The organism is Micromonospora sp. NPDC049900, from assembly GCF_044461025.1.
GTDB lineage: Bacteria > Actinomycetota > Actinomycetes > Mycobacteriales > Micromonosporaceae > Micromonospora.
This window is the reverse complement of the sequence record NZ_JBITKM010000008.1, coordinates 81,239-99,080: the sequence shown is the minus strand read 5'-3', so window position 1 is coordinate 99,080 and position 17,842 is coordinate 81,239. Positions and strand designations below refer to the sequence as shown.

Below are 17,842 nucleotides of genomic sequence, written 5' to 3'. Positions count from 1 at the left end.
GCGGCAGGGTTGACCGGCTTCTTCCAGCTCCGCTCTGTCTCGCCGTCCTGGTGTTCCCGCCGGGCGGCCTGATCGCGCTGCCCGGCTCCACGACGAGCCGAAGAGCGCAGAGTGAACAATCTTGAACTGAACCCCACCCAGGACGCGACCCCCGGCCTGCCGGCCGGTGACCGGGCGCATGTCCGGGCCGAGGGCGTACGCGTGGTGCTGGGCGGACGGGTGGTGCTGTCCGACGTCAGCGTGACCGTCTCCGCCCGCTCGCGGCTGGCGGTCGTCGGCGAGAACGGCCGGGGCAAGACGACCCTGCTCCGGGTGCTGATCGGGGAACTCACCCCGGACCAGGGCACGGTGGAACGGACGGGCACGCTCGGCGTGGCCCGGCAGGCGCTGGAGGCGCGCCACGGTGAGACGGTGGGCACCCTGGTCGCCGCCGCCATCCGGGAGTCCCAGGAGGCGGTACGGGCGCTCGACGACGCGGCGACGGGACTGGCCGAGGGGCGTCCCGGCGCGGACACCGCGTACGCCGTCGCGCTGGACGCCGCCACCCGCCTGGACGCCTGGGACGCGGAACGCCGCGTGGACGTGGCACTGGCCGGGCTGGACGCCTGCCCGGACCGGCAGCGCCCGCTGTCGACGTTGTCGGTCGGCCAGCGCTACCGGGTCCGGCTGGCCTGCCTGCTCGGGGCGCGGCACGACCTGCTGGTGCTGGACGAGCCGACCAACCATCTCGACGCCGACAGCCTGGCCTTCCTCACCCTGCGACTGCGTCAGCACGCGGGCGGGGTGGTGCTGGTCAGCCACGACCAGGCCCTGCTCGGTGACGTGGCCGAGGAGTTCCTCGACCTCGACCCCAGCGAGGACGGCCGCCCACGGGTCTTCGCCGGTGGGTACGCCGGCTGGCAGGAGGGCCGTCGCCGCGAGCGGGAACGCTGGCTGCACGACTACGAGGCCCAGCAGGCCGAACACCAGCGGCTGGCCGAGGCGGTGAACGAGGCGCGGCAGCGGCTCAGCACCGGTTGGCGGCCGGAGAAGGGGCACGGTAAGCATCAGCGTCAGTCCCGGGCGCCCGGGGTGGTGCAGGCGTTGCGTCGTCGGCAGGAGGATCTCGACGCCCACCGGCTCACCGTGCCCGAGCCGCCGCTGCGTCTGCGCTGGCCCGAGCTGCGGACCCGGCCCGGGGTGCCGCTGTTGCGCTGCGACGACGTGACGGTGGCCGGGCGGCTGCACCAGCCGGTCACGCTCACCCTGGACGGTGGGGAGCGGTTGCTGGTGACCGGGCCGAACGGGGCCGGCAAGTCGACCCTGCTCGAGGTGCTCGCCCAGAACCTCGAACCCTCCACCGGCGAGGTCCGGCACCTGGGGCGGGCCCGCGTCGCGTACCTGGGTCAGGAGGTGCCCGCCTGGCCCCCGGCCGCCCTCGCCCGCGACCTGTACGACCAGCACGTGGGTCGGCTCCAGTCCGCAGGGCGGCTCCGCGAGGGCGACCGGCTGCCGCTGGGCGCGACACACCTGCTGGACCGGGAGGCGCTGCGTACGCCGGTGGGCCGGATGTCCCAGGGGCAGCAGCGGCGGTTGAACCTGGCGCTGCGGCTGGCCGAGCTACCCGACCTGCTGATCCTCGACGAGCCCACCAACCACCTATCGGCGCTGCTGGTGGACGAGTTGACCGACGCGTTGCGGGGAACCTCGGCGGCGGTGGTGGTGGCCACCCACGACCGTCAGATGCTCACCGACCTGGCGGACTGGCCGGTCCTGGCGCTACGAGCCGCCGAGGAGTCGCCCTGAGGCGCGCCACCTGCTCTCCACCGGACGGTGCCGTTTGCGCCTGGGTGTTGGCGTCTTTCGTGGCCGCCGACTCCTGTCGGGTTCGGGCGCTGTCGAGCTGACGGCACGGACGGATCAGGTAGGAGGGAGGCCACCGAGGCGGGCACGACCAGCGAAAAACAACCACACCTAGCTTCCTAGGACGCCCGAGCGGATGTGCACAGCACCACCGCTCCGAGAACAGTTTCAGATCATCGGATGAGGGGACACGAGCGTGAGGAGCGCAGCGGATCGCTGCGCCGCCGAGGCAGGCAGGGAGGCGACATGAGCTTCACCGACAAGGCGAAGAACAAGGTCGAGGAACTGAGCGGCGCCGCCAAGGAGCGCGTCGGCGACATGACCGACAACGAGCGCATGCGTGCCGAGGGCGCCAGCGAGCAGTCCGAGGCCCGTACCCGTCAGGCCGGTGAGAAGGTCAAGGACGCCGGCCGCGACGCCAAGGACGCCTTCACCAAGAAGTGACCGCACGTACGCCGAAGCGGGCCACCGGATCGTTCCGGTGGCCCGCTTCGCGGCGTGGCACGGGTCGGGGAGGAGGTGCCGCCCGGGCGACGCCGGGTCGGGTCAGTCGTCGCGGTGGGTCTGCCACCACTGGCGACCGGCGTCCGGCAGGGTGTCGATCGGGTCGTAGTACGCGTACCGCTTGTTGAGCGCCTCCAGGTCGGTGGACTCGATGGAGGTGCGGTAGTTCTTCGTCCAGTAGGAGATGCCGCGTTCGCGGTCGTACTCGGTGATCATGTGTACCCACCGCTTGCCGACGAAGGGCACGTCGCAGACGATCCGGGGGGTGGCGTAGCCGGGCAGGTAGCCCATGATGTCGTGCTGGAGCTGCTGGGCGTGCCAGACCGGGACCCGCCAGTGCTCGGCGTTGGGGATCATGTCGCACATGTAGAAGTAGTACGGCAGGATGCCCGCCTCGCCCTGGAGCGCGAAGCAGAGGTCGAGCAGGTCGGTGGTGCTGGCGTTGACGCCGCGCATCAGCACGCCCTGGTTGCGGACGTCGCGTACGCCGACGTCGAGCGCGGTCTGGGTGGCCTTGGCGACCAGCGGGGTGAGCGACTGGGCGTGGTTGACGTGGGTGTGAATGGCCAGGTTGACGCCCCGTCGGGCGGCGGTGCGGGCGACCCGCTCCAGCCCCTCCACGACGTCGGGCTGCAACCAGTGCTGGGGCAGGCCCATGAGCGCCTTGGTGGCGAGCCGGATGTCGCGGATGGTCTCGATCTCCAGCAGGCGCATCAGGTACGACTCGAGATTGCGCCACGGGACGTTGGCCACGTCGCCGCCGGAGACCACGACGTCGCGTACGCCGGGGTGGGCTTTGAGGTAGGTGATGTGGGCGTCGTACCGGTCGACGGGTTTGAGGGTGAGTTTCAGTTTGTCGACCGCGGGGGTGGAGTTGCCGACCAGGTCCATGCGGGTGCAGTGCCCGCAGTACTGCGGGCAGGTGGAGAGCAGTTCGGCGAGGACCTTGGTGGGGTAGCGGTGGGTGAGGCCCTCGGCGACCCACATGTCGTGTTCGTGCAGGGAGTCGCGGGTGGCGTACGGGTGGGAGGGCCAGTCGGTGCGGCGGTCCGAGGCGACGGGGATCATGTAGCGCCGGATCGGGTCGGCCAGCAGCGTCTCGGTGGTGGGTGGGGCGTCCGGCACCATGGTGTTGATCATTTGGGGTGGTACGAGCATGGACATGGTGGCCAGGGCGCGTTGGTCGGCGTCGAGGTCGGTGTAGAAGCTCTCGTCGACGGTGTCGCCGAGCAGGGCGCGGAGTTGCTTGATGTTCTTGATGCAGTTGACGCGCTGCCACTGGGCGCTCTCCCACTGGTCGCGGGTGACGTGGCGCCAGCCGGGGAAGCGGGTCCAGTCGGGTTCGACGAGGCGGTGGCGGCGGTATTCGTAGGGCTGGCCGGTGGGTGCGGTGGTGGGGGCCGGCTCGGGTGTTGCCGGGGTGGTCTGCACCGGCGGTTGGGTCTGGGTCACGGCCCCTCCTGCGGGTGTGCGTCGTCCGACCTGGGTGCAGGTCGGTCCGGGTTCGTCAGCGGACCGAAGGTTACTGGAAAATATTCGGTACAGGAATTATTCTGCCGGAAGTTTTCCCGTCATGCGAGTTGATGTCGGGGCTTCGGGCGGCCGGACAGGAGGTTGGCGTGACGTCACCAGTGGGTCTGCACCGTGTCGTGGAACCGGCGGGGGTGCTGCCGCAGGCGGCCTGGCGGTTGGACGCGCGGTCGGAGATCGGCCCGAACGAGGTGCGGATCTCGGTCGAGCGGCTGAACCTGGACGCGGCGAGTTTCCGTCAGTTGCGCGACAAGCACGGTGGCGACGGTGACGCGGTGCGCGCCGAGGTGCTCGACATCATCGCGACGCGGGGCAAGATGCAGAATCCGGTGACCGGGTCGGGCGGGATGCTGATCGGCACGGTGGCGCAGGCGGGGCGGCGGTCGCCGTTGGGTCTCAAGGCCGGTGAGCGGGTGGCGTCGCTGGTGTCGTTGACGTTGACGCCGTTGGTGGTCACCGACGGGTTGGCGCGGTGGGACGGGCTCAGTGAGCAGGTGCCGTGCGAGGGGTGGGCGATCCTGTTCGCCCGGTCGATCGCGGCGGTGCTGCCGGAGGACCTGGATCCGCAGTTGTCGTTGGCGGTGCTGGACGTGTGTGGGGCACCGGCGTTGACGGAGCGGGTGGTGCGGCGGTACGTGGCGGAGCGGGCGGGGTCCGGGCCGGTCGCGGTGGCGGTGGTCGGTGGTGCGGGCAAGAGCGGTTCGTTGTCGTTGGCGGCGGCGCGGCGGGCGGGTGCCGGTCGTACGGTCGGGGTGGTGCCGACGGTCGCGGAGCGCGACGCGCTGGTGGCGGCGGGCCTGGCCGACGAGGTGGCGGTGACCGACGCGCGGGATCCGGTGGCGTTGTCGGTGGCGGTGACCTCGGCGTTGGGGGTGCCAGCCGACGTGACGGTGGTCTGCGTGGACGTGCCGGGTTGTGAGCACGGTGCGGTGTTGGCGACCGCGGACGGGGGGACGGTGGTGTTCTTCTCGATGGCGACGAGTTTCGCGGCGGCGGCGTTGGGTGCGGAGGGCCTGGCGGCGGACGTGACGATGCTGGTCGGTAACGGGTATGTGCCGGGGCACGCGGAGTTGGCGTTGGGTCTGCTGCGTGAGGTGCCGGGGGTGCGTGGGCTCTTCGAGGCCCGGTTGGCGGCAGACTGAGGTCATGACGATGAACCCCTCGATGTTGTATCGGGCCGGCGTGTTGCACTGCCCGGCTGATCCGTCTGCGACGGCGCTGTTGGTGCGGAACGGTCGGATCGTCTGGTTGGGTGCCGGGGCGGACGCGCCGGCCGCGGACCGGGTGGTGGATCTGGGTGGGGCGTTGGTGACGCCGGCGTTCGTGGACGCGCACGTGCACGTGAGTGACACGGGGTTGGCGTTGTCGGGGCTGGATCTGTCCGGGGTGCGGTCGGCGGAACAGTTGTTGGAGGCGGTGTCGGTGTTCGCGGCGGGGTTGCCGGCGGACGCGGTGGTGTTGGGGCACGGGTGGGACGAGTCGACGTGGTCGGTGCCGGTGCCGCCGGGGGCGGCGGAGGTGGGTCGGGCGGCCGGTGGGCGGCGGGTGTATCTGTCGCAGGCGTCGATTCATTCGGCGCTGGTGTCGTCGGCGTTGCTGGCGGCGTGTCCGGAGGCGGTGGCGGCGCCGGGGTTCGACGCGTCGGGGTGGTTGCGGCGGGACGCGCATCACGTGGTGCGGGCGGTGGCGCGGGCGTCGGTGTCGCGGGCGCAGCGGGTGGCGGCCCAGGGGGTGGCGTTGCGGCATGCGGCGTCGTTGGGGATCGCGGCGGTGCACGAGTGCGGTGGGCCGGAGATCTCGGACGAGGAGGACTTCACGGGTCTGTTGGCGCTGTCGGGTGCGGGGGTGCCGGAGGTGTACGGGTACTGGGGTGAGTTGGGTGGTGCGGCGCGGGCGCGGGAGTTGGGTGCGGTGGGTGCGGGTGGGGATCTGTTCGCGGACGGGGCGTTGGGGTCGCGGACGGCGCACGTGTCGGCGGCGTACGTGGACGGGGAGGGGTGTGGTCACGGGTATCTGACGGCGGAGCAGGTTCGTGATCATTTGTTGGACTGTGCGGCGCACGGGATGCAGGGCGGGTTCCATGCGATCGGGGATGCGGCGATCTCGACGGTGTTGGCGGGGTTCGCGGGGGCGGCGGAGAAGCTCGGGACGGAGCGGGTGCGTGCGGCGCGGCATCGGATCGAGCATGCGGAGATCGTGGATCGGCGGTTGATCGCGGGGTTCGTGGAGTTCGGGGTGGTGGCGTCGATGCAGCCGGCGTTCGACCGGTTGTGGGGTGGTGCGGGTCGGATGTACGAGGCGCGGTTGGGGTTGGCGCGGTCGTTGGCGTCGAATCCGATGGGGGCGATGCACGGGGTGGGGGTGTCGTTGGCGTTCGGGTCGGATTCGCCGGTGACGCCGTTGGATCCGTGGGGTTCGGTGCGGGCGGCGGTGGCGCATCACAATCCGGCGCAGCGGATGAGTGTGCGGGCGGCGTTCGCGGCGCATACGCGGGGTGGTTGGCGGGCGGTGCATCGGGACAGCGAGGGGGTGTTGGCGTTGGGGGCGCCGGCGACGTTCGCGGTGTGGTCGTCGCCGACGGGGGTGCTGCGGGGGTTGCCGGTGTTGGAGGCCGAGGATCCGCAGGTGCGGGGGGTGCAGGATCCGACGCCGTTGCCGGTGTGCCGGGCGACGGTGTTGCGCGGTGAGGTGATCTACGAGGAAGGGTCGTCGTGACGCAGGTGAGTGGGTTCTCGGGCGGGAAGCTGGATCTGGATCCGGTGGTGGTGGCGCGGGCGCGGGAGTTGGCGCGGCGGGTCGGGCAGCCGGTGGTGGAGTTGGCGCGGGGGCACACCACGGTGTCGGTGGAGCGTGCGGTGTTGCGGTTGGCCGGGGTGGCGGGGGCCGATCCGGACGGTATCCCGTGGGTGAACCGGTTGGTGGACGCGGTGGTGGCGGATGTGGGGTTGGGGCACGGGGTGGCGGCGCCGGTGTTCGAGGCGTTGGCGCGTGAGGAGATCTCGGATGTGACGTTGCTGGCGCAGAAGGCGGCGGCGGGGTCGGTGCGGTTCGTGGTGCCGTCGGGGAGGTCGGCGACGGTGGCGCGGCGGGCGGCGCGGCGGGCGGTGGCGGCGGGGGTGCGGCGGATCGATCGGCGGCGGGCGGAGCGGGATCGGTTGGTGCGGCGGTTCGGGGATCCGGTGCGGCGGCCGTGGGTGTATCTGATCGTGGCGACGGGGGACATCTACGAGGACATTCCGCAGGCGCAGGCGGCGGCGCGGGCGGGTGCGGACGTGATCGCGGTGATCCGGTCGACGGGTCAGTCGTTGTTGGACTACGTGCCGGAGGGGGCGACCCGGGAGGGGTTCGCGGGGACGTACGCGACGCAGGAGAACTTCCGGTTGATGCGGGCGGCGTTGGACGAGTCGTCGCGGGAGTTGGGCCGGTATGTGCGGTTGACGAATTACGCGTCGGGGTTGTGCATGCCGGAGATGGCGACGCTCGCGGGCCTGGAGCGGCTGGACATGATGCTCAACGATTCGATGTACGGGATTCTGTTCCGGGACATCAATCCGATCCGGACGTTCGTGGACCAGCGGTTCTCGCGGCAGGTGCACGCGCGGGCGGGGATCGTCATCAACACCGGTGAGGACAACTATCTGACCACTGCGGACGCGGTGGACGAGGCGCACACGGTGACGGTGTCGCAGTTGTTGAACGAGTACTTCGCGCACGAGGCGGGGTTGGCGGACTGGCAGTTGGGGTTGGGGCACGCGTTCGAGATCAATCCGGAGGTGCCGGAGTCGTTCCGGTTGGAGTTGGCGCACGCGTTGTTGGCGCGGGAGTTGTTCCCGGATGCGCCGTTGAAGTGGATGCCGCCGACGAAGCACATGACCGGTGACGTGTTCCGGGGCAATCTGCTGGACGGGTTCTTCAACCTGGTGGGTGCCATGACGGGGCAGGGGATCCTGCTGGTGGGGATGATGACGGAGGCGGTGGTGACGCCGTGGTTGTCGGATCGGGACATCGCCCTGCAGAACGTGCGGTACGTGTTGGGTGCCGCCGGTGGGTTGCACGAGGACTTCGTGCCGGCGCCGGGTGGGTTCATCCAGCAGCGGGCGCACCGTGTGCTGGGTGAGGCGGTGAAGTTGTTGGAGCGCATCGGTGAGCGGTCGTTGTTGACGGCGATCGCCGAGGGCACGTTCGGGATCATGAAGCGACCGGCGGATCGGGGCAAGGGGTTGGACGGGGTGGCGGCGCACGAGGCCGACTACTACAACCCGGCGACGGAGATCCTGGAGGCGGTGGCGTGAGCGCGTCGCAGGGGCCGGTGGTGCGGCCGTACGGGGACACCACCGGTGACGGCATGGTGCAGGTGTCGTTCACGTTGCCGGTGCCGCACGACAAGCGGGCCGAGGGTGCGGCGATCCAGTTGGCGAACCGGATGGGGATGGATCCGGCGTTGTTGGTGCACGCGAAGCAGATGGGTGACGGGTTCACGTTCTTCGTGGTGTACGGGCGGGTGAATCATCTGGTGGACCTGTCGGCGGTGCAGGTGGTGGAGCGGGACTTTCCGCTGCTGTCGGCCAAGGAGGTCAACGCGGTGGTGAAGCGGCGGTTGCGGCGCAAGTTGTCGGTGGTGGGGGCGTGTATCGGCACGGATGCGCACACGGTGGGCATCGACGCGATCCTGAACGTGAAGGGGATCGCGGGGGAGAAGGGTCTGGAGTACTACCGGGAGTTGTCGGTGACGAACCTGGGTGCGCAGGTGAGTGTGCCGGAGTTGGTGGAGGCGGCGCGGGCGGCGCGGGCGGATGCGGTGTTGGTGTCGCAGGTGGTGACGCAGCGGGACGCGCATCTGCACAACACGCGGGAGATGTCGGCGGCGTTCCGGGAGGCGTTGCCGGTGGGGCGGCGGCCGTTGTTGATCGTGGGTGGGCCGCGGTTCGACGAGTCGCAGGCGACCGAGTTGGGGGTGGATCGGATCTTCGGTCGGGGCACCACGCCGGGTGAGGTGGCGTCGTATCTGGTGCACGCGTTGGTGACGGGTCGGAAGGTGGGGGCGGCATGACGGATCCTCGGGTGGGGTTGACGGTGACGCATCGGCGGTATGTGCCGTACACGCACGCGCATTACGCGGGGAACCTGGTCGATGGGGCGTACGCGTTGGGATTGTTCGGTGACGTGGCCACGGAGGTGTGCATCCGTACGGACGGGGACGAGGGGTTGTTCGCGTCGTACTCGGATGTGCAGTTCCGGGCGCCGATGCGGGCCGGTGACGTGCTGGAGGTGGTGGCGACGGTGACGCGGGTGGGTTCCCGCAGCCGGACGTTGGACTTCGAGGCGCGGGTGGTGTGTCGGGGGCGGCCGGATCGGGGTGGGTCGGCGGCGGAGGTGTTGGAGGTGCCGGTGGTGGCGGTGTCGGCGACCGGCACGGTGGTCGTGCCCGCGCCGGTATGAGTGTCGCGGTCTGCGCCGACGTCGGGTCGACGTTCACGAAGGTGGCGGTGGTCGACCTGGCCGGTGGTGGGTTGGTGGCGGCGGCGTCGGTGCCGACGACGGTGGGTACGGACGTGCTGCACGGTCTGGACGCGGCGGTGGCGGCGACCGGGGTGGGTGGTCGGGACGTGCCGTGGTTCGTGTGTTCGTCGGCCGGTGGTGGGCTGCGGTTGGCGGTGGTGGGGTACGAGCCGTTGGTGACGGCGCAGGCGGGTCGGCGGGTGGGGTTGTCGGCGGGGGCCGACGTGGTGCATGTGGCCGCCGGCCGGTTGGGGCGGGCGGAGCTGGCCGGGTTGCGGGCGGCGCGGCCGGACGTGGTGTTGCTGGTGGGTGGCACCGACGGTGGGGACGCCGAGACGCTGACCCACAACGCGACGCGGTTGGCGCGGGCGCGGTGGCGGGTGCCGGTGGTGTTGGCCGGCAACGTCGACGTGCGCGCGGAGTTGGCGGCGGTGTTGGCCGGTGCGGGGGTGCCGGTGACGGTGGCCGACAACGTGTTGCCGCGCATCGGGGTGTTGGCGCCGTTGTCGGCGCGGGCGGCGATCCGGCAGGTGTTCCTGCGGCATGTGATCGGCGGTAAGCGTCTGTCGCGGGGGGCGCGGTTCGGGCGGCTGGTGCGGGCGGCGACGCCGGATGCGGTGCTGACCGGGGTGGAGGTGTTGGCGGACGCGGTCGGTGGCGATCTGGTGGTGGTGGACGTGGGGGGCGCCACCACGGACGTGTATTCGGTGTTGACTCCGGACGAGCGGGCCGATGGGCCGGGTCGGGAGGTGGCCGGGGCGTTGTGGCGGGCGCGGACGGTGGAGGGGGATCTGGGGATGCGGTGGAGCGCGCCGGGGGTCGTGCGGGCGGCCGTGGAGGAGCGGCTGGTCGGTGACGGCGAGCGGGAGGCGTTGGCGGCCGAGGCGGCGGTGCGGGCCGCGGATCCGGGTTTCCTGCCGTCGGATGCGGCGGGGCGGGCGTCGGACGGCCGGTTGGCGGCGTTGGCGGCGACGGTGGCGGTGCGGCGGCACGCCCGGGGTGTGGGCACCGGTGAGCGGGCCGGTCGGGATCTGCGGGACGTGCGGCTGCTGGTGGGCTCGGGTGGGGTGTTGCGGCATGCCCGCGACGGTGAGGTGTCGCCGGTGTGGCGGGCGGTGTTGGGTGATCACGCGGGTGGGTGGGCGGTGCCGAGGGCGGCGCGGGCGGTGGTGGACGTCGACTACGTGTTGGCGGCGGCGGGGTTGTTGGCGGCGGAGCATCCGGGGGCGGCGCGGGCGTTGCTGGGGCCGCTGGTGTCGGCGTGACCGGTGTCGGGTCGACTGCGGACGGTGACGGTGAGCGCGACACGCCGTGCCGGTGTGGCGACTCGTCGGGGGTGGGTTGACAAGGTCGGGGGTGCGCCACGTACCGTCTTTGAGTCCTACCACGGGAAGCGGCTGTTGTTCGCTTCGTCCCTTCGTCCGCTGGCCGAGCGACGGTTGTCGCGGCGGCCAGGTCCAGCGGGCGGGGGTCGGCGGGGCGGCGCGAACCGGCCGCGGTTACCGGTGTACGGGCAGGGTGGGGTGCACGGCCAGTAGACAACGGCCCGACGGGGACAGCCAGTCACCGTCTGGTCGGTCCGAAGGTCGGCGTGCCTCATTCCCGCCGCACCGGCTGGGAAGGGCCTGGGAGCATCGGGGCGCGGCGTATGCCGCGCCCCGATTTCGTGTGGTCAGTCGGTGGCGGGTCGGGCCCGTACGTGCAGGCGTTCGCCTTGGGGGCCGTACAGGTTGAGGACTTCGGCGGGGGTCGGGTCGGGGTTGGCGACGGAGTGCGGCACGCGGGTGTCGAACTCGGCGACCTCGCCGGGGTGCAAGGTTATCTCGTTGTCGCCCAGGCGCAGCCGGATGCGGCCGGAGAGCACGTACAGCCATTCGTAGCCCTCGTGGGAGGCCGGTTGCGGGTCGGCGGGGGTGTGTGGCGGCAGGATCTGCTTGAACGCCTGGACGCCGCCGGGGCGGCGGGTCAGCGGCAGGAACGTCATGCCGTGGCGGACGATCGGTCGGGGGCGGACCCGGGGGTCGCCGACGGCGGGCGCGCCGACGAGTTCGTCCAGGGGCACCTGGTGGGCGCGGGCCAGTGGCAGGAGTAGTTCCAGGGTGGGGCGGCGGTGGCCGGATTCGAGTCGGGACAGGGTGCTGACGGAGATGCCGGTGGTGTCGGCGAGTTCACTCAGGGTGGTGCCGCGTCGTTTGCGTAGGGCGCGGAGCCGGGGGCCGACCTCCGCGAGCACCGTCGCTTCGTCGTTTGCCATAGCGGCAACATTACTTGTCGTTTCGGCGGGCGGGGTGCAGCGTGGAGCCGCACAGGTCACGAGGGGGTACGCATGGACGACGGATACGACGTGGTGGTGGTCGGCGGCGGCGCGGCCGGGCTGGCCGGGGCGTTGGCCCTGGCGCGGGCGCGCCGCTCGGTGCTGGTGGTGGACGCGGGAGCGCCCCGCAACGCGCCCGCCGACCGGGTGCACAACTATCTGGGTCGGGAGGGCTCGCCGCCGACGGAGTTGACGGCGACCGGCCGTGCCGAGGTCACCGGGCACGGCGGGCACGTGGTGGACGGGCGGGTCGAGGCGGTGACCCGCGACGGGGACGCCTTCGTCGTGACCGTCGACGGCGACCGGCGGGTCCGGGCACGGCGGCTGCTGGTCACCACCGGCCTGGTCGACGAGCTGCCGCCGGTGCCGGGGTTGGCGCAGCGGTGGGGCCGGGACGTGCTGCACTGCCCGTACTGCCACGGGTGGGAGGTGCGGGACCGGCGCGTCGGGGTGTTGGCGACCGGGCCCCTCGCGGTGCACCAGGCGCTGCTGTGGCGGCAGTGGAGCCCGCACGTGCTGCTGCTGACGCACCAGGGGCCGACGCCGGACGCCGAGCAGGCCGAGCGGTTGGCGGCCCGCGAGGTCGGGGTGGTGCCGGGCGAGGTGACGGCGGTGACGGTGGCCGAGGACCGGCTCACCGGCGTACGGCTCGCCTCCGGGGAGGTCGTGGCGCTCGACGCGCTGGTGGTGGCGACGGGCATGACCGCCCGGTCGGCGCTGCTGGAGTCGCTCGGGCTGGTCCCGGAGGATGTGGAGATGTCCGGGCACGTGATCGGCCGGCGCATCGCGGCCGACGCGACCGGCGCCACCACGGTGCCCGGGGTGTGGGTGGCCGGCAACGTCACCGACGTGTCGGCGCAGGTCATCCGGGCCGCCGGGGCGGGCCTGACGGCCGGGGCGGCGATCAACGCCGACCTGGTCGAGGAGGACACCCGCCTCGCGGTGGCCGCGCGTCGGCGGCAACGGGAGGAGATGTTCACCGAGGCGGCCTGGGAGGAGCGGTACCGGTCGCGGACGTCGATGTGGAGCGGCCGACCCAACGCGCAGCTCGTCGCCGAGGTGGCGGGCACCGCGCCGGGCCGGGCGTTGGACGTGGGCAGCGGTGAGGGCGCCGACGCGGTGTGGCTGGCCGAACAGGGGTGGCAGGTCACCGGCGTGGACATCTCCGCCACCGCCCTGGAGCGGGCCGCCGCGCACGCCCGCGACGCCGGTGCGCAGGTCGCCGCGCGCATTGATTTCACGCACGCGGACCTGCTGAGCTGGTCGCCGCCGCCGGGCGCGTACGACCTGGTGTCGGCGCAGTTCATGCAGCTTCCGCCGGACGCGCGGCGGGAGATGTTCGCGCGGCTGGCCGAGGCGGTGGCCCCGGGCGGGCGGCTGCTGATCGTCGGGCACGACCCCGGTGACACGCACGTCGGCGGTCACCGCGCCCGCTACCCGGAGATGATGTTCACCGCCGAGCAGGTCGCCGCGGACCTGGACCCGCAGCGGTTCGAGGTGCTGGTGACGCAGAGCCGCCCCCGTACGGCGGTGCACGACGGCCGGGAGACGGTCGTCCGCGACGCGGTGCTGGTGGCCCGCCGCCGCTGAGACACCCCACGTGGCCGCCGCAGGGGCGGTAGCGGGGGGCGCGGTCACCGGCGGCGACGAGGCCGGTGACCGCGTCGGTGTCGGGGTCCGTCGGGCGGGTAGCCTTCGGCGCGTGACCCCGCCTGACGCCCCCGTGACGACCGCGGACCGCGCCGACACCGTCCGGCCCGCCGCCTGCCGGTCGGCCGGTACGCCCCGGCCGCTGCCCCTGCCGGTGGCGGTGGGGATGGCGGTGGCCGCCGGGTTGGCGCTGCTGGTGGCGTTCCCGCCGTACGGGTGGTGGCCGCTGGCGCCGGTCGGGGTGGCGCTGCTGGCCGCCGCGACGCACCGGCGGCGACTGCGGGCCGGGGCGGGTCTGGGTTTCCTGGCCGGGCTGGCGCTGTTCGCGCCGCTGCTGTCCTGGACGAACCTGCACACCGGTTACCTGCCGTGGGTGCTGCTGTCGCTGTTGCAGGCCGGCTACCTGGCGTTGCTGGGTCTGGGCACCGCGTGGGTGTCGCCGCTGGCCGACCGGTATCCGGCGGGGTGGCCGGCGCTGACCGGTGTGCTGTGGGTGGGGCAGGAGGCGCTGCGGGACCGCACCCCGTTCGGGGGGTTCCCGTGGGGGCGGCTGGCGTTCGGTCAGGACGGCTCGCCGCTGCTGGGGTTGGCGGCCGTCGGCGGTGCCCCGCTGGTGACGTTCGCGGTCGCCACGGCCGGTGGGCTGCTGGTGACCGGCGTGTGGTGGACTCAGCGGGCCCGGCGGGCCGCCGGTGCCCGCTGGTGGACCCCGGCCGCCGGATGCGCGGCGGCGCTGGTGCTGCTGGTCGGCGGGGGGCTGCTGGTGCCGGTGAGCACCACGGCCACCGGTGACACGGTGACCGTGGCGATCGTGCAGGGCAACGTGCCCCGCCTCGGGTTGGACTTCAACGCCCAACGGCAGGCGGTGCTGAACAACCACGTGAACGCCACTATCGCCCTGGCCGGTGAGGTGGCCGCCGGCACCCGGGCCCGCCCGGACCTGGTGGTGTGGCCGGAGAACTCCAGCGACATCGACCCGCTGCGCAACCCGTCGGCCAACATCCGCATCTCCGAGGCCGCCGACGCGATCGACGTACCGATCCTGGTCGGTGCGGTGCTGACCGGCCCCGAGCAGGGGCAGGTGCGCAACGCGGGCCTGCTGTGGCGGCCGGGCAGCGGCCCCGACCTGGAGCAGCTCTACGTCAAGCGGCATCCGGTGCCGTTCGCCGAGTATGTGCCGTTGCGGCGTATCGCCCGGATGGTCAGCGACCAGGTCGACCGGGTCCGGGCCGACTTCGTGGCCGGCACCGCACCGGGGGTGGTGCGGACCCCGGCGGCGGTGCTCGGCGACGTGATCTGTTTCGAGGTGGCCTACGACGGGCTGGTGCGCGACACCGTGGTCGGTGGGGCGCAGGTGCTGGTGGTGCAGACCAACAACGCCACCTTCGACGAGGCCGAGGCCCGCCAGCAGTTGGCGATGGTCCGGTTGCGGGCCGTCGAGCACGGTCGGCCCGCGTTGATGGCCTCCACGGTCGGGGTGTCCGGGTTCGTCTCCCCGGACGGGCGGGTAAGCGACGCCACCGGGTTCAACACCCAGGCGGTCGTGGTGCGTGAGCTGCGGCTGACCGAGGGGCGCACCCTCGCCACCCGGGTCGGGGTGCTGCCCGAGGTGGTGCTGGCCGGGCTGTCCGTGGCCGCGTTGGTCGGGGCGGCCCTGGTGCGGCGCCGGTGGGGCGGCCGAGCCGGATGACCGGCGGCTGCCCGGAGAGGGGCAGCGGTGATGCGCAGGACCGACATCCGTCCGGCCGCGACCGGGGTGCCCGGTGTGGGTCGGGTGCTGGTGGTCATCCCGACCTACAACGAGGCCGACAACGTCAGCGCGATCGTGCGGCGGGTGCGGGCCGCCGCGCCGCAGGTGGAGATCCTCGTCGCCGACGACAACAGTCCCGACGGCACCGGCCGTATCGCCGACGGTCTGGCGCGCGGTGACGCGCATGTGCACGTGCTGCACCGGGAGGGCAAGCAGGGCCTCGGTGCGGCGTACCTGGCCGGGTTCGCGTGGGCGCGCCAACGCGGCTACGACGCGGTGGTGGAGATGGACGCCGACGGCTCGCACGCCCCGGAGGACCTGCCGGCGCTGCTGAACGCCGCCCGGCACGCCGACGTGGTGATCGGGTCGCGGTGGACGCGGGGCGCCCGGGTGCTGAACTGGCCGCTGCGGCGGCTGCTGCTGTCGCGGTGCGGCAACCTGTACGCGCGGCTGGCGCTGGGTATGCCGGTGGCCGATGCCACCGGCGGCTACCGGGTGTACCGGGCCGGTGTGCTCGACACGGTGGACCTGGAGTCGGTGTGCTCGCAGGGGTACTCGTTCCAGGTGGAGCTGTCCCGGTTGGCGCACCGGGCGGGGGCGCGGATCGTGGAGGTGCCGATCACGTTCGCCGAGCGGGAACGCGGCGACAGCAAGATGAGCCCGCTGATCGTGGCCGAGGCGCTGTGGCGCATCACCGGCTGGGCGGTACGCGACCGGCGTAGCGCGGTGCGGCAGGGTTGGCAGGCGGCCACGGTGGGGCGGGCCCGCTGGCCGTGAGCCGGAGCGTGTCATGCTGGATGGACGGGACGGCTGCGCCCCGCCGGGCGCGCCGTCCGATGACGAGCGCCGTGAGGCGGATGGGGTGAGATGCGCCGGACAGTGAGGTTCGTACCGTTGGCCCTGCTGGTGTCCCTGGCAGCGGAACTGGCCGTGTTCGTGGTGGTGGGCCGGGCGATCGGCTTCGGCGCGGCGACGCTGCTGGTGTTCGCGGCCTCGCTGCTGGGACTGGTCCTGCTACGCCGCGAGGGGATCCGGGCCTGGCGGGGCTTCCGGGACGCGGCGCAGTCCGGTCGGCCCCCCGGCGGTCAGGTCACCGACGGGCTGATCGGGCTGCTCGGTGCGCTGCTGCTGGCCACCCCGGGGCTGGTCAGCGGAGTGGTGGGATTGGTGCTGCTGGTGCCGCCGGTGCGCCGGCTGGCCCGTGGCGGCATCCAACGGTCCGCCGAGCGGCGGGTGTCGTCGATGACCGCCGGTGACCTGTTCGGGCCGCGCCGGGTGCACGTGTACCGGGGTGCGCCGCAGCAGCCGGCCGGTGAGCAGCCCGCCCCCGCCCCGCAGACCCCGCCGCAGCAGCAGCCGGTCGTCGACGACGGGCGCGCCATCGAGGGCGAGATCGTGGAGCCGCGCTGAACGCGACACCGCGCACGACGACGCCCCGGGAGATGATCTCCCGGGGCGTCGGTGGTGTGACCGGTCAGGCGCGACCGCGACGGGTCCGGACCTCCTGGAGCCGTTCGGCGAGGATGTCCTCCAGCTCGGCGATCGAACGCCGCTCCAGCAGCATGTCCCAGTGGGTACGCGGCGGCTTGGCCTTCTTCTGCTCCGGCTCGCTGCCGTCGACCAGCCGTGCCACGCTGCCGTCGAACTTGCACTCCCAGGTGGTGGGCACCTCGGCGTCGACGGCGAACGGCACCTCGAACTGGTGACCCTTGGCGCACAGGTACTCGCGGGTCTGCCGCGGCGCGAGCTCCGTGTTGCGATCGGATTCGTAGCTGACCGCGCCCAGTCGGCTACCGCGCAGCATGCGCTCGCCCATGATCGACTTCCCCTCTGTGGTGGTGCTGGTCCTATCGGTGTAACGGTCCGCCGTCGCCGGGCCATTCCCCGTGGCCGCCGTCTTGACGTCCGGCAGCACGGCGGGTACGGGTCAAGGGTAGCGGGCCGCAACGCGTACCCGGTCGGGTCCGCCCGCCGGGTCGTCTCGGCGGACCGTCGCCGCCAGCGGAGATCGTAGCCCTCGCACGCACCGGGCCGGGGCCGGTGGGCGGCGGCGCGCCGTGATCAACCCGCCCGGGGCGTCGGTGGCAGCGGCAGCGGCAGCCCGGGCAGGCCGTCGATGCTGGTGGCGACGTCGTCCTTGCCGGCGAAGTAGGCGTCCAGCGACGCGTCGTCCTCCCGGGCGAACCGGCGGCCGTGCAGGTCCCGGTCGGCGTCGTAGGTCATCAGCGGCACCGCGAACCCGCAGGTGTCGCGGATCAGCCGGGCGTGCACCACGATGACCGCCCGCAGCCCGTGCGCGGTGCTGTCGATGTCCGGGAAGCGGGCCAGCAGCCCCGGGAAGCGGGGGTCGTCGCGGAACACCGGCTCGCCCCGCCCGTGCACCCGCACGATCGACGGCGGCCCGGAGAAGGCACACCACATCAGCGTGATCCGGCCGTTCTCCCGCAGATGGGCGATGGTCTCGGCGTTGCTGCCGGCGAAGTCGAGGTAGGCCACGGTCAGTTCGTCGAGGACCGCCAGGCACCCCCGCAGGCCCTTCGGCGACAGGTTGACCGTGCCGTCACCGGAAAGCGGCGCGGTCGCGGTGAAGAACATCGGCTGGGCCTCGATGAAGTCCCGCAGCCGACCGTCGATGCGTTCGTAGGTCTTCCCCATCCGCCCATCATCGGCGAGTCCCCGCCCACCCCGCCGCCCCCTTCCCAGCCCTCGACACACGCGACCGCCCCGGCATGCGTCGATCAAGAGGTTTGGGC

The 17,842-nt window shown here is 72.6% G+C and carries 16 protein-coding genes; 12 read left to right on the top strand and 4 right to left on the bottom strand.

All coding sequences use genetic code 11. The features are described from left to right. Window positions 1-111 precede the first annotated feature (111 nt). Window positions 112-1,785, top strand: coding sequence for an ATP-binding cassette domain-containing protein (locus tag ACIBMZ_RS19260; RefSeq protein ID WP_396695532.1), 1,674 nt, complete (start codon window positions 112-114; stop codon window positions 1,783-1,785). A 303-nt stretch (window positions 1,786-2,088) separates the two neighbouring features. Then, on the top strand, window positions 2,089-2,286 hold the full coding sequence (locus ACIBMZ_RS19255) for a CsbD family protein (protein ID WP_396695530.1): 198 nt from the start codon (window positions 2,089-2,091) through the stop codon (window positions 2,284-2,286). A 102-nt stretch (window positions 2,287-2,388) separates the two neighbouring features. Here the strand turns inward: ACIBMZ_RS19255 and ACIBMZ_RS19250 are convergent, their stop codons facing one another. After that, window positions 2,389-3,798 (bottom strand): KamA family radical SAM protein, encoded by a 1,410-nt coding sequence (locus ACIBMZ_RS19250; protein ID WP_396695528.1) that lies wholly within the window; start codon window positions 3,796-3,798, stop codon window positions 2,389-2,391. 131 nt (window positions 3,799-3,929) lie between these two features. Here ACIBMZ_RS19250 and ACIBMZ_RS19245 point away from each other — a divergent pair, with 131 nt between their 5' ends. The 6 genes from ACIBMZ_RS19245 to ACIBMZ_RS19220 are packed head-to-tail and all read left to right on the top strand — an operon-like array spanning window position 3,930 to window position 10,640. Continuing rightward, window positions 3,930-5,018, top strand: coding sequence for a zinc-binding alcohol dehydrogenase (locus ACIBMZ_RS19245; protein WP_396695526.1), 1,089 nt, complete (start codon window positions 3,930-3,932; stop codon window positions 5,016-5,018). Window positions 5,019-5,028: 10 nt separating this feature from the next. Continuing rightward, window positions 5,029-6,591 (top strand): amidohydrolase, encoded by a 1,563-nt coding sequence (locus ACIBMZ_RS19240; RefSeq protein WP_396695858.1) that lies wholly within the window; start codon window positions 5,029-5,031, stop codon window positions 6,589-6,591. 5 nt (window positions 6,592-6,596) lie between these two features. Beyond that, a complete protein-coding gene (locus tag ACIBMZ_RS19235) occupies window positions 6,597-8,168 on the top strand; it encodes a lysine 5,6-aminomutase subunit alpha (protein WP_396695856.1) in 1,572 nt (523 codons plus the stop codon). Continuing rightward, window positions 8,165-8,926, top strand: a complete 762-nt coding sequence (locus ACIBMZ_RS19230) for an OAM dimerization domain-containing protein (protein ID WP_396695524.1) — start codon at window positions 8,165-8,167, stop codon at window positions 8,924-8,926. Before ACIBMZ_RS19235 ends, ACIBMZ_RS19230 begins: the two co-directional genes overlap by 4 nt. Then, entirely contained in the window at window positions 8,923-9,315 is a 393-nt protein-coding gene (locus tag ACIBMZ_RS19225; RefSeq protein WP_396695522.1) for a hotdog domain-containing protein, read from the top strand. Before ACIBMZ_RS19230 ends, ACIBMZ_RS19225 begins: the two co-directional genes overlap by 4 nt. Then, window positions 9,312-10,640, top strand: coding sequence for a glutamate mutase L (locus ACIBMZ_RS19220; protein WP_396695520.1), 1,329 nt, complete (start codon window positions 9,312-9,314; stop codon window positions 10,638-10,640). Before ACIBMZ_RS19225 ends, ACIBMZ_RS19220 begins: the two co-directional genes overlap by 4 nt. A gap of 407 nt (window positions 10,641-11,047) precedes the next feature. Here ACIBMZ_RS19220 and ACIBMZ_RS19215 read toward each other — a convergent pair whose 3' ends face one another. Further along, a complete protein-coding gene (locus ACIBMZ_RS19215; protein WP_396695518.1) occupies window positions 11,048-11,629 on the bottom strand; it encodes a helix-turn-helix domain-containing protein in 582 nt (193 codons plus the stop codon). A 72-nt stretch (window positions 11,630-11,701) separates the two neighbouring features. On the opposite strand from ACIBMZ_RS19215, the gene ACIBMZ_RS19210 reads away from it, so the two are divergent. The 4 genes from ACIBMZ_RS19210 (at window position 11,702) to ACIBMZ_RS19195 (ending at window position 16,499) form a co-directional block, all read left to right on the top strand. Beyond that, window positions 11,702-13,279 (top strand): FAD-dependent oxidoreductase, encoded by a 1,578-nt coding sequence (locus tag ACIBMZ_RS19210; protein WP_396695516.1) that lies wholly within the window; start codon window positions 11,702-11,704, stop codon window positions 13,277-13,279. Window positions 13,280-13,412: 133 nt separating this feature from the next. Next, complete coding sequence (gene lnt, locus ACIBMZ_RS19205; RefSeq protein ID WP_396695854.1) at window positions 13,413-15,029, top strand: apolipoprotein N-acyltransferase; 1,617 nt, start codon at window positions 13,413-13,415, stop codon at window positions 15,027-15,029. A gap of 30 nt (window positions 15,030-15,059) precedes the next feature. Then, the gene (locus ACIBMZ_RS19200; RefSeq protein ID WP_396695514.1) at window positions 15,060-15,866 is read left to right on the top strand and encodes a polyprenol monophosphomannose synthase; all 807 of its coding nucleotides are present in this window, start codon (window positions 15,060-15,062) and stop codon (window positions 15,864-15,866) included. Window positions 15,867-15,956: 90 nt separating this feature from the next. Then, window positions 15,957-16,499: an FxsA family protein gene (locus tag ACIBMZ_RS19195; RefSeq protein ID WP_396695512.1), complete on the top strand. Its 543-nt coding sequence runs from the start codon at window positions 15,957-15,959 to the stop codon at window positions 16,497-16,499. 64 nt (window positions 16,500-16,563) lie between these two features. On the opposite strand, the gene ACIBMZ_RS19190 is transcribed toward ACIBMZ_RS19195, so the two are convergent. Both ACIBMZ_RS19190 and ACIBMZ_RS19185 read right to left on the bottom strand, forming a co-directional pair. Beyond that, window positions 16,564-16,905 (bottom strand): RNA polymerase-binding protein RbpA, encoded by a 342-nt coding sequence (locus ACIBMZ_RS19190; protein ID WP_046564157.1) that lies wholly within the window; start codon window positions 16,903-16,905, stop codon window positions 16,564-16,566. A 245-nt stretch (window positions 16,906-17,150) separates the two neighbouring features. Then, window positions 17,151-17,744 carry a pyridoxamine 5'-phosphate oxidase family protein gene (locus tag ACIBMZ_RS19185; RefSeq protein ID WP_396695508.1) on the bottom strand — a complete coding sequence of 198 codons (594 nt, stop codon included), beginning with the start codon at window positions 17,742-17,744 and terminating at the stop codon, window positions 17,151-17,153. Window positions 17,745-17,842 lie beyond the last annotated feature (98 nt).